The 10,977-nt window shown below is 67.8% G+C and carries 9 protein-coding genes, 1 tRNA gene and 1 pseudogene; 7 read left to right on the plus strand and 4 right to left on the minus strand.

From position 1 onward, the window contains the following. From D7Y15_RS39425 to D7Y15_RS39435, 3 genes are all read left to right on the plus strand, one after another. On the plus strand, positions 1-956 hold a 956-nt coding region (locus D7Y15_RS39425), incomplete at its 5' end, for a fatty acid desaturase (protein WP_148712987.1). Beyond that, positions 953-2,182 (plus strand): CapA family protein, encoded by a 1,230-nt coding sequence (locus D7Y15_RS39430; RefSeq protein WP_121755780.1) that lies wholly within the window; start codon positions 953-955, stop codon positions 2,180-2,182. The genes D7Y15_RS39425 and D7Y15_RS39430, both read left to right, overlap by 4 nt. A gap of 2 nt (positions 2,183-2,184) precedes the next feature. Further along, positions 2,185-2,802: an iron-containing redox enzyme family protein gene (locus tag D7Y15_RS39435; RefSeq protein ID WP_121755781.1), complete on the plus strand. Its 618-nt coding sequence runs from the start codon at positions 2,185-2,187 to the stop codon at positions 2,800-2,802. A gap of 57 nt (positions 2,803-2,859) precedes the next feature. Here the strand turns inward: D7Y15_RS39435 and D7Y15_RS39440 are convergent. The 3 genes from D7Y15_RS39440 to D7Y15_RS39455 all read right to left on the minus strand — a co-directional run bounded on the left by D7Y15_RS39440 (position 2,860) and on the right by D7Y15_RS39455 (position 5,921). Further along, a tRNA-Arg gene (locus tag D7Y15_RS39440) sits at positions 2,860-2,933 on the minus strand. Between the two features lie 1,479 nt (positions 2,934-4,412). After that, positions 4,413-5,375, minus strand: a complete 963-nt coding sequence (locus D7Y15_RS39450) for a hypothetical protein (RefSeq protein ID WP_148712988.1) — start codon at positions 5,373-5,375, stop codon at positions 4,413-4,415. Positions 5,376-5,687: 312 nt separating this feature from the next. Continuing rightward, positions 5,688-5,921 carry a hypothetical protein gene (locus D7Y15_RS39455; protein WP_121755783.1) on the minus strand — a complete coding sequence of 78 codons (234 nt, stop codon included), beginning with the start codon at positions 5,919-5,921 and terminating at the stop codon, positions 5,688-5,690. Positions 5,922-6,091: 170 nt separating this feature from the next. Here D7Y15_RS39455 and D7Y15_RS39460 point away from each other — a divergent pair, with 170 nt between their 5' ends. Then, on the plus strand, positions 6,092-6,613 hold the full coding sequence (locus D7Y15_RS39460) for a GNAT family N-acetyltransferase (RefSeq protein ID WP_158629194.1): 522 nt from the start codon (positions 6,092-6,094) through the stop codon (positions 6,611-6,613). A gap of 14 nt (positions 6,614-6,627) precedes the next feature. Beyond that, on the plus strand, positions 6,628-8,484 hold the full coding sequence (locus tag D7Y15_RS39465; protein WP_121755785.1) for a hypothetical protein: 1,857 nt from the start codon (positions 6,628-6,630) through the stop codon (positions 8,482-8,484). A gap of 96 nt (positions 8,485-8,580) precedes the next feature. On the opposite strand, the gene D7Y15_RS39470 is transcribed toward D7Y15_RS39465, so the two are convergent. Further along, entirely contained in the window at positions 8,581-9,597 is a 1,017-nt protein-coding gene (locus tag D7Y15_RS39470) for an MBL fold metallo-hydrolase (protein ID WP_217276247.1), read from the minus strand. 95 nt (positions 9,598-9,692) lie between these two features. Between D7Y15_RS39470 and D7Y15_RS39475 the strand changes: the two genes are divergently transcribed. Continuing rightward, positions 9,693-10,622 carry a LysR family transcriptional regulator gene (locus D7Y15_RS39475; protein WP_121755786.1) on the plus strand — a complete coding sequence of 310 codons (930 nt, stop codon included), beginning with the start codon at positions 9,693-9,695 and terminating at the stop codon, positions 10,620-10,622. Positions 10,623-10,667: 45 nt separating this feature from the next. Beyond that, positions 10,668-10,847, plus strand: a pseudogene (locus tag D7Y15_RS39480) (transposase); the annotation flags it as partial. Positions 10,848-10,977 lie beyond the last annotated feature (130 nt).

Raw genomic sequence — 10,977 nt, forward strand, 5'->3', positions numbered from 1 at the left:
CCGCTTCACCCGCTGCCCCCGCCGGGCCAGGCCCCTCCCGCGACGAACTGGTGGAGCTGCTGCGCATCCGCCCCGCGCGGGCTCTGGGCATGGCGGCCCTCCACCTGGGCGTGTGGGGGCTGGCCGGCGTGGGGCTCGCGCACGTCAGCGGCTTCTGGCTGAAGCTGCCCCTGTGGCTGCTGGCGGCCCAGGGCGTCATGGGGCTCATCCAGCTCGACCACGACGCGTGGCACGACACCCTCTTCCCGAGGCCCTGGCAGAACCGCCTCTTCGGCAACGGGCTCAGCCTGCTCGTGGGCATCGCCTACGAGCCGATGCGGCACGACCACCTCGCGCACCACCGCTGGAACCGCACCGAGAAGGACCCTGACGCCTACAACGCGGGCCGCCGCTCGCCCGGGCTGTGGGCACTCTTCTACGCCACCGTGCTGCTGGGCCTGCCGCTCAGCCTCGTCTACTTCAACGTCCTCTACCCGGTGCAGCACTTCGACGCCGCCCGCCTGCGCCGCCATGCGCGGGTGCTGCTCGGCTACGGGGCCTTCTACGCGCTGCTCTTCTGGCTCCTGGCGGGCCACGGGCTCCTCGGGGGCGCGGTGGAGTGCTGGCTGCTGCCGGTGCTCTTCGCCAGCCCCCTCAACGGGCTCAAGTCCATCTCCGACCACCACGCCAACGTCTGGCGCGGCGACCGCTTCCACACCGCGACGACGGTGCGCAGCACCCGGCTCGTCACCTTCCTGTGGAACGGCCTCAACCACCACCTGGACCACCACCTCTACCCGCGGGTGCCCGGCTACAACCTCGCGCGGCTGCACGCGCGCCTGCGCCCCGAGCTGCTCGCGCGCGGGGCCCCCGTCTTCGACAGCTACCTCCACGTCATGTGGCGGGCCCTCCTGGCCGGCCCCATCGTGGTGGAGGAGGACGTGCGACTCGTCACCCTGGAGCGAAAGCGCCCATGAACGCCCTGCGCCGGCTGTACGCGGACATCCGCTACGAGGACGGCCGCTGGCCGCTGTCCCGGTGGGACCTCAACCTGCGCTACATCACCAAGAGCCTCCTGCATCTGCCGGAGCCGCGCTCGGCCGAAACCGGGGAGCACTTCGCGCGAGTCGCCCGGCACCTCGCCTCGGGGAGCTGGAGGCACGCGGGCGCGCCGGAGCTCCGGCTGAGCGCCGTGGGCGACATGATGTGGATTCGCAGCGGCTTCCACCGCGCCCTCTCTCCCGGAGTCCGTGAGGTGATGGCGGGGGACGCGGTGGCCTTCGCCAACCTGGAGACGCCGGTGGACCCGGCGCGGCCCGTGCCCCGGCTCGTCTACGAGACGCTCCACTACAACGCCCCGCCGGACTACCTCGCGGCCTGGGAGGGCACGGCGCGCCACCGCGTCTTCTCCCTCTGCAACAACCACGCGCTCGACCAGGGCGCCGAAGGGCTGGAGCGGACCCGGGGGACGGTGCTGGCCTCCTCCCAGCACCGCTGCGTGGGAGGCCCCCGGCCGGAGGACGCGGTGGCCGCCCTGGAGGTGGGCGGGGTGCGGATGGGCATCGCCGCCGTGACGTATGACATCAACCACCTCGTGGGGGCGCCGCCCGCCGGGGTGCCGGTGACGCGGCTGGGCAGCCCCCTCCACGCGCCGGACTGGGAGCGGCTGGGCGCGCTCATCGACGCCGCTCGCGCGGTGGGGCCGGACCTGGTGGTGCTGATGCCGCACTGGGGCTTTGAGTACGAGTACTGGCCCGAGGCCCTCCAGCGCGAGCACGCCTGCCGGCTCATCGAGCGCGGGGCGGACCTCCTCCTGGGCTCCTCGCCGCATGTCCTCCAGCCGGTGGAGTGGGTGTCCATCGACGGCGCGGACGCCACCTGCCCCACGCAGGTGCGCCGGGGCGGGCCCGCGCGGATGGGGCTCATCGCGTACTCGCTGGGCAACTTCCTGAGCATCATGCCCACGCTGGCGTGCCAGACGGGGGCCGTGCTGAAGCTCGCGCTCGCCCGGGACGCGCGGGGCGTGCTCCAGCCGGTGGATTTGCGCGCGGTGCCCACCGCCTGTGGACGGGGACTCGGTGGGGAGGGGTTCCTCGACGCGGGCGTGGTGCGCCTGGACGAGCTGCCCCCCCAGCGGGCGGCGCCGCACCTCGCGCATGCCCGGCGGACGTTGGGCGCGCTGCTTTCGGACCGGAGGGACTGAGGATGTCGTCGATTGATGAGCAGTTGGAGGCGCTCGCCGTCGGGATGGCGCGGCAGGTCGCGAGCTGGCTGCCGGCGGTGACGCCAGAGCGCTACGTGGCGTTCCTCGACATGATGTACCACTACACGCGGCGCAGCGGAGACCGGCTGCGGCTCGCGGCCGAGCGCGCCACGCTCCCCGAGCTGAAGGCCTTTTTCGCGGAGCTGGCGGAGGACGAGCAGTCGCACTACCTGCTGGCCAAGGCGGACCTCGCGGCCTTCGGGCGCGAGCCCTCGTCCGACACGCCTCGCGAGGTGGCCGACTTCCACGCCTTCTGGGAGGGAATCGGGCCGGAGCGGCAGCTCGCCTTCCTGGGCGCGCTGCGCGTGCTGGAGGGCGTGGCGCGGCACCTGGGAGGCGAGGCCCGCCAGGGACTGGGGCGGCTCGGGCTGGAGCGGACGAAGGCGCGCTTCATCCTCGTCCACCTCGACGTGGACCTGGAGCACGGCGCGCGGGCCCAGGCGCTCTGCGCGGCGCTGGGGGCCGGGCACCCGGAGCCGCTGTTCGAAGGGGCCCGGCGGGCCGCCGACTTCTGGGTGGCCATCCACCGCGCGGCGCTGGCCGGCGAGTCGCGGCCCTGAGCGGGCGCCTCAGCACAAAAAAACGCCCTGCTTCCAAGAGGTTGGCAAGCAGGGCGATGACCCCGACAGGAATCGAACCTGTGGCCTGCGGTTTAGGAAACCGCCGCTCTATCCAACTGAGCTACGGGGTCGAAAGGTCGCGGGCGTTATAGCAGGCGATCCGAGGCACGCAACGGGTCTGATGCCCCCCTGGCGCGCTCTGTCCACTCCTACGTCTCCTGCCGCTTCACGTCGAGCGGGGGCTGCTTGCACTGAACCGCCCCAGGGCCGGATGAGCGCTCGCCATCCGGCCAGGGAAGAGGCGGTAGCAGGACTCAGCAATTGAGGATGCAGATCTCGTAGCGATTGCGACAACCCTGCATACATGCCGAGCTGGTGGGGGAGCACTCAGAGATGCATTTGTTGCGTTGGTTCTGACACTTCTGCGGGCAGGTGACAGCGGCTGCGTGGGTGTCATTCATGCCGGGCGCTTCCTCGGCCTGCATCTCACTGGACGGTGCTGTGTCGAGGGGTTGCTCGGATTCCAAGGGCCCGCAGCCCGCCGCGAACATCAGACTGCCAAGCGCGACCAACCACTTCATACGGCTCATCATGGCGCTACCTCCGAGTGTGGAGTGGGTGAGCGGATGATAATTCCGAATTTTGAGTAAACCATTGGGGAAAAGGCGGAAAAGTGTGGATGGGTTTTGTTGGAGGCGGAAACGTTTGTTGGCGGTGTTTGGATTGCTGTTGTGTATGTGACGCCCCCCGCGGCAACGACGCATGGTGGGGCGACACGCCGTGCCTTCGCAGGTCCTCGGCTGGGGCGGGCCCGCGGCCGGGATCACGGCGGCGCCTTACGCGGCCACTCTTCAGGAGCACCTCCACGGAAGCCCGTGGGAGCCCCTCCTTGAGGTTCCGCGGCATCTTCGCCAATCCCTGGGTGTGCCCGCACCCCAGGCCGGCATGCCCTTGCACCAGAGGCCAGACCCGCAGGGCCACCCATATTGCTTGCCATTTATTGTGGGGCCTTGAAGAATGGCAATTACCTCAAGCCGATCTTCCAAGGAAAGACACCCGATGAATAGACAAGCAGCGCTCGCGGCCCTCGCAGTCCTCTGCCTCACGGCCTGTGGCGGCGCCATGGATGAGCAGACGGACCTGTCGGCCCAGAAGGCGGCCGTCCTCTCCTCGACGGATCCGTTGGTGGGGAAGTGGTGCCACGCGAGCTGGCCTGGCTGCTTCACCATTGACAGCAGTGGCTCCGGAATCATGTCGAACAACGGAGATGGCTGCTGGCGGACGAGTGATGTGAAGTTCTCGGGACTGACCCCGGGCTCCACTGCCGGGACCTACACTGGGACGCGCAACCACCGTGGGTCAGGAGTCTGCGCAAGTCCTGCGCCGTATCCTCTGCCGACTCCTACGACCATCACGATGACGGGGCCCGATTCCTTCACGGAAGTCTCCGGGAGCTTCACGGCGAGCTGGTTCCGCTCGCCCTGAGCCTCAACGGGGCCGGATGGGCTCTGGCCCATCCGGCCCCTGGGGGCAGGCCTATCTCGGCCCCCTGACTTCGTCTGAGAAATCAACGTCCACGTTGCGGGCGTCCCGCAGGCCGATGAAGCGGACTACAGCAAGAGAGTGGAGTCGCCATCGTCGCGCGGCCCCCGGCGGGTCGCCAGCGCTCGGCGCAGCATGGTTTCCGTCCATTCGAGTTCTTCTCGGGACAGCCCCGCCCCCATCCGCACGAAGCCCTTCTTGTGCTCGATGACGACGGTCAAGCTCCGGAAGAGCTTTTCCTCCGTCTCACGCAGGTCGATGTCCTCGATTTGCGACGCTGGGAGTCGTGTGGCTTCTCGCGGCTTCCCGCCCCCGGTGCGTGAATGCTCAATCCCCCGTGAGGACGCGGCGAGAGACCAACCCATATTGACCTCCCGAATGACACTCCACAAAAGGAGTCCTCCCAGACAAAGGAAGACGGCGAGGGCCATCAGCGGCTCCGCGGAGGTGAGTTGTCGGAGGCCGTACGTGCGCACCCAGGCCAGCCCGAAGACGGTGGGCCCACCTACCGCGATGACAAGCGCGATGCCCGCCTTCACTACGAACAGGGGCCTCCAGCCGCAGCCTGGCAGCTGCAACACCAGACCCTGCGCACTCTGCCGGACCCGGATACGACTGCCTGGGGGGAGTGACGGTAGCGCCTGCTCGCGTTCAAGTGGCGCTGCATCGAGACGGGCGTCCGCGGGGCGCGCATGTCCGCCGTCCACACTCAAATCAACGCCCAGGAAACGAGAGAGGGCTTGGGCGAGCTCCAGCGCCTCTTCCCGGTCGTTACTCCCCGACACCGCCACGGTTCGTGTCGGGGACTTCAACTCCACCGAGTAGAATCCCCAGTCGCTGGAGCCTCCCCCAGCCGCCTTGCCGCGGGGAGAGAGGGCCACGGACGTAAAAGACTCGAGCGGATGCGTGTTCGCGGAGAAGAACACGCCGACACCGGACCGCAGCTTCAAGAGCTGTGTTTCCTTGTTGAGCAGCACCTTCCAGTCGGACGTCAGTTGGTGGGCGGCCCACCCGCAGGCGAGGAGCGCCATGGCCCATGCCTGCCATGCGTTCCAGAGGGAGGGCACGAGGAGAGCAACGACGGGGAAGGAGAGGGCCGCGACCAGCGCAACCCTGCACGCCTCTCTCACGAAGCGAGGTACGTCATGCTCAATGGTCAGGTGAGGGCCGAAAGCAGCCCACCGATGGGATCCGCATCGCATCTGGACGAGGCTAGGCGAGGGAGGCTCGCTGGGAGAAGGACAGGTTCCTTCGATGAGAGCCCACGGGCGGCTCCCTGCGGCGCTTCCACGGGGTGATGCTGGTGCACTCCCGGAGCTGGGCCGGGCCGGTGTACTTCAACGTCAGTAGCCGGTGCCGCCGCAGTGATTGTTCATGCCGTCCTCGGTGCCGTACGGGATGCCGTCCTCGCAGATCTGGCGGCTGGGCGCGTAGATGTCCTGCCAGATCATGCCTCCGGGGGAGGGGACCAGGGTGAAGGCGGAGCCGGCGAAGTTTGACGTCCAGAAGCCCATGACGTCAGGGCTGCCCTGCACGGTCTCGAGCAACTCGGAGATGTTCCTGCGCGTGTAATGCATGGCGGGGTTCCTTGAGAAGAGGGGAGGCGGCGAAGGTCGAAATCCTAGGAAGCGGCGGGGAAGGGAGCAATCCGGGGGGCTGGAGCTGGCTTCGGATGGATGCGGCAGCGCCACCTCCGGTATTCTCCGCGCCCTCCGTAATGCCCGCCCATGCCCCCCTTGTGCGGCTCGTGCTGCTCACGCAGCGCCACGCCGAAGACCTTCAGCGACTGGTCAGCGACCCGGAGGTCGCGTTTCCCGCGGGCCTCCCGATGCCAGCGCCGGAGAACTTCGGCAGCCACTTCATCGAGGTCCGCTCGCGGGCCCACCGGGCCGGGACAGCCCATTCGTTCGCGGTCCACCCGGAGGACTCCGAACAACTGCTGGGCGTGTGCAGCCTGTTCCATGTCGAGGCGTCACGGCGCCACGCCGAGCTCGCCTTCTTCATCGACCGCGCTTGGTGGAGCCGGGGCTACGGACGGGCGGCGGTCGAGGAGGCCGTGCGCCGGGCCTTTGAGGGCCTGGAGCTGAGCAGGCTGTACGCTCGCTGTCAGCACGACAATGAGCGGGCGCTCCGACTCCTGAAGGGCCGCGGCTTCCGGCCCACCCTGGATTGCGATCTTCCTCTCGGGAACGGGCGAAGGGAAGCAGCGACGATGCTCTGCCTGGACCGCGACCACCGCGCGGCGGAGCCGACACTAGGAACGAGGTGAGACATGGAAGAGGCATGGGGCGAGGACGTCGTTTCGAAGCAGTCGTTCCGGGCGCAGCTTTCAGGATCATCCGCCAGGCCGCCGAGGACGAGGACCTCTGCACCAACACACTGCTGGGAACCCTGGTGGACCTCTGGCTGACGGACATCATGGATGGCAACAGCCTGGACCAGATGGAGTGGTGGGCCGAGCTGGAGTCCTGGGGCACCCGGAGAGATGCGCGCCGCCAGATCGCGAGCGACTTCGTGCGCGACCTGCTCCGCATCTTCGAGCTCAAGCTCGAGGAGCACGACACCGATTCGTTCCTGTCCCGGATGCTGGCGCAGTTCGAAGAGGACTCGGACCTGCGGTTCCGGGCGATCGAGGGCTACTACCGGTTCATCCAGGACGTCCAGCACACCATCTGGGCCCAACTGCCGGTGACGTGCGTCATTGGAGGACACGCCAGCGGCGACATGTTCGGCATCGGGGCCAGCGCGCTCCTCAAGCGGAACATGAACGTCGTCGTCCACTTCAAGGACGACAAGCCGGAGCAGGACCACAGCGCGGGGATGTACAGCTTCTTCAGCGAGCTGCTGGGCAGGGAGCGGGTCCGGCTCGCCGAGACCGCCAGGGGATGCTTCGACCGGACGGCCTTCAGCAACAGCGGCTATGAGCTCATGAGGAGCCAGCGGCTCTTCTGCTGGCTCGCGCCCTACAACATGGGCACCTACTTCCTGAGCGACCGGTTCCAGAAGGAAGGAGGAACGAACAGCTCCGAATCGGACAACCGCGACACCATCCGCCGGGGGTTTGCCGTCGAGAAGCTCCGCAAGCAGGGCGCCATCCTCGACTTCCTGCACCGCCGGGTGGGCTCGCTCGACTCCCTGAAGAAGCGCAGGGTGCTGATCCTCTGGAGCCGCTTCACCGGGAAGAAGGGGGAGTACCACCCCGAGCACGACACGAGCTTCAAGGGAATGGCGCAGATGGCGTGGCTGGCCGCGGAGCTGGGCTTTTGCGTCATCATCGCGGGCGACAAACCCATCCTGCATGAAGGCGTCAAGGACACGTTCAGCCGCAAGTATCAATACGGTGATATCTGCCGCAGCCTGGAGTCCTACTACGGGGAGCCGCGCTGCTTCGACCTGACCGAGTTCTGGACGGAGCCTGCTTGGAAGGAGCTCTCCGGCGGGAAGCGCGTGGCGCAATACCAGCTCTACGAGCTGCTTCATCGCGTGTGCGACGTCCGGCACCTGGGGATGCGGAGCGGAAACATGGAGGCGCTGGCGTTGCTCGGCTACTTCGTGCGGTACATGGAGGAGGACCGCAGCTACGGCGGCGAGCGCATGGTGGCCTGGCACGAGACCGGCATCGGCTATGAGCGCATCCTCCTCATCGAGCCGCCGACGCGCGTGGGGAAGTACATCCATTACGACCGGAAGCTGAAGGTGGGCGTCAGCCAGGCCTCCATGCCTCCCTACATCACGGCCCGCAACAACGGCTTCCCCAATACGGCCTCACGCAACAAACCCAGGTTCTCCGAACAGCTCCAGCAATTCCAGGCCCGGCAAACCGAAACCTTCAACAGCATGCACGCCATGGATTCGAGAAGGGCCACCTTCCAGTTGGATACGCAGCAAGAGCTCACGAGGCTCACGCAGGAGCTGAAGGAGAAAATGACCAAGCCGTCCGATGTCTCGAAATACGAGAGCGGCTTCACTCCCGAGGACCTGCTTCAAATCTGCGAGTTCCTTTGCCTGACGAACCCGCGCGCCGAGCACCCGCTGGAGGAGCCGCCCACGCCCAACCCGGTGGAAGGCTGGCTGGCCAAGCTGAACCTCCGGCAGTACAAGATCCTGAGCGCCATCAGGACCCTGCTCCAGCGCAAGTAGCGTCCCCCTCATCACGCCGTGGCATGGATTCCACCGGACAAGCCCAGTCACCCCAGCGGGTGGCTGGGCTTGTCCTTGCCTCGTTACGGAACCCGCTCACTCCGCACTGACCTTCGCGCCCTCCCAGCGCTGGCCGGAGCTGTAGTTGAGCGGGATCCACCGGTAGCCCTTGCCCTCCGCACTCAGCCGGCCCAGACCCGGAAAGGGCATGTGCGCCAGGCCGATCAGATCGCCGCGCTTCGCCGCTTCCGTGAACGCACGCGCCCTCTGTGCCGCGGCTGCGCGCTCATCGACGTCGTAGGAGACCGTCACCGAAGGCTCGCGCAACTGCACCGAGCCGAAGTGCATCAGGTCGCCCCCCAGGAGCAACCGCGCTCCACGGCTCTCCACGACGTAGCCGCTGTGCCCCGGCGTATGTCCCGGGGTGGGGATGGCCCGGATGCCTGGAACGATGGCGTCCCCATCTCCGAACGTCTTCAGCTTCCCCGCGTCCTGGTACGGCCCCACCATCGCCCGTGCCTCCTCGAAGAACTTCGGGTCCACCGCTCCCTTCGCCCGGTCATCGCGACCCAGCCAGAAGCCCACCTCTCGCGCGTGCGCCCGGAGGATGGCGTTGGGGAACGCCCGGCTCGTCTTGGACATGAGCCCACCCGAATGGTCGGAATGGATGTGCGTCAGCAACACCACGTCAATCTGCTCAGGGCGGTAGCCCGCCGCCTGGAGGCTTTGCTGGAGCTGGCCTCCCACGCCAGGGCCGAAGAAGCTCCCCACGCCCGTCTCCACGAGCACCAACGTGGTGCCGGTGTTGATGAGGAAGGCGTTGATGGACAACTCGACCGGATCCTCCAGGTGGTCGCGCGAGAGCAGCTCCTTCACCCGCCCTGGCGTCGTGCCCGTCGCCACCTCTCTCACGGTCTGGGGAACGGTGCCGTCGGACAGCGCGGTGACCTCGAAGTCGCCGAGCATCATCCGATGGAACCCGGGGGCCTGGGTCCGGACCTGGGGCGCGGCGGCGTGGACGGCGGACGGAAGCAGGGGAGCACCACTCAGCACCAGCAGGGTGAGGGCGCGAGAGACAGCGAGGAAGGCACCGCGAGCAAGGGGAGTTGTCATGCGCGATGAGATACGCCCCGCCTCCGCTGGGATAAACGGGAGCACTTCGCACACTGCGTTTCACCGCTGAAACAATCCGGAGCGGGAGGTGGAAGATGGACACGTTCACGGCGATGGAAGCCTTCGTCCGCGTGGTGGAGACCGGCACCTTCACCAAGGCAGCCGACGCGTTGGGCCGCCCGAAGGCGGCGGTGACCCGGCTGATCCAACAGCTGGAGGCGCACCTGCGCGTGAAGCTGCTGCACCGCACCACGCGCCGCGTGACGGTCACCCCGGAAGGCATGACCTACTACCAGCAGGCCCTGCGCCTGTTGGGCGAGGTGCGGGAACTCGAAGCCACGCTGTCCCAGTCACGGCGCGGTCCCCGGGGGCGCCTGCGGGTGGAGTCGAGTGGGACGATCTCCCGGCTGCTGCTCATCCCCGCGCTGCCGTCGTTCTACGCGCGCTACCCCCAGATTCACATCGAGCTGGGCGTGAGCGATCGCGTCGTGGACCTCCTCGCGGACAACGTCGACTGCGCCATTCGCGGAGGACCGGTGAAGGACGAGTCCCTGGTGGCACGACACCTGGGCGACCTCTGCTATTGGCTGTGCGCATCCCCCCGCTACCTGGAGCGCCACGGCGCGCCCCTCCACCCGCAGGAGCTGGCGGGCCCGGTGCACGCGGTGGTCAGCTACTTCTCGTCGCTGAGCGGCAAGGAGCTTCCCCTCGTCTTCGTTCGCGAGGGCGAGCGGCTGGAGGTCCAGGGTCGAAGCCTGCTCACGCTCAACGAAACCAATGCGTACCTGGCCGCGGGACTCGCCGGCCTGGGCGTCATGTTCGCTCCGCGTTTCGTGTTGGAGCCATACCTCGCGTCAGGAGAGCTGGTGCGGGTGCTGGACGGCTGGCGGCCCGAACCCCGGCCCCTCTTCCTGGTCTACCCACCTACACGTCAGCTGGGCGCCGGAGCGCGGGTCTTCATCGACTGGTTGACGGAGCTGTTCGCGAGCCGGCCCAACCTGTGGCGCGATGAGGGAGGTGCCTAGGACGTGTCCGCAAATAGTTCGAGTGGAGCCGGGTGTTAGGAGGGCATGAGCCGAGGAGAGCTGACGGACGCCCAATGGGAGCGGCTGGCAGGACTGCTGCCGCCCCAGAAACCCGCGCGGGGCCGACCGAACAAGGACCACCGCGAAGTGCTCGACGGAATCCTCTGGGTGCTGCGCACCGGAGCGCCCTGGCGCGACGTGCCTCGGGAGCAGTTCGGCAGTTGGAAGGTAACTCCTCGCCCGCCCCCGTCGTGACGGGAGGAGGATGACGTGCGGAGGTGAGCGCTCGATTCGAAGCAGGAGGAGCGCGTGGGCATGGAGTCGAAGGAGCTGGCAGCGAAGCTGAAGCAGGAGG

This window comes from Corallococcus sp. AB030 (assembly GCF_003668965.1).
GTDB classification, from domain to species: Bacteria; Myxococcota; Myxococcia; order Myxococcales; family Myxococcaceae; genus Corallococcus; species Corallococcus exiguus.

What these genes read in the sequence shown, in the direction of transcription:
- D7Y15_RS39430 (WP_121755780.1), top strand. Translation starts at nt 953, where the DNA reads ATGAACGCCCTGCGCCGGCTGTACGCGGACATCCGCTACGAGGACGGC.
- D7Y15_RS39435 (WP_121755781.1), top strand. Translation starts at nt 2,185, where the DNA reads ATGTCGTCGATTGATGAGCAGTTGGAGGCGCTCGCCGTCGGGATGGCG.
- D7Y15_RS39450 (WP_148712988.1), bottom strand. Translation starts at nt 5,375, where the DNA reads ATGGCGCTCCTCGCCTGCGGGTGGGCCGCCCACCAACTGACGTCCGAC.
- D7Y15_RS39455 (WP_121755783.1), bottom strand. Translation starts at nt 5,921, where the DNA reads ATGCATTACACGCGCAGGAACATCTCCGAGTTGCTCGAGACCGTGCAG.
- D7Y15_RS39465 (WP_121755785.1), top strand. Translation starts at nt 6,628, where the DNA reads ATGGGGCGAGGACGTCGTTTCGAAGCAGTCGTTCCGGGCGCAGCTTTC.
- D7Y15_RS39470 (WP_217276247.1), bottom strand. Translation starts at nt 9,597, where the DNA reads ATGACAACTCCCCTTGCTCGCGGTGCCTTCCTCGCTGTCTCTCGCGCC.
- D7Y15_RS39475 (WP_121755786.1), top strand. Translation starts at nt 9,693, where the DNA reads ATGGACACGTTCACGGCGATGGAAGCCTTCGTCCGCGTGGTGGAGACC.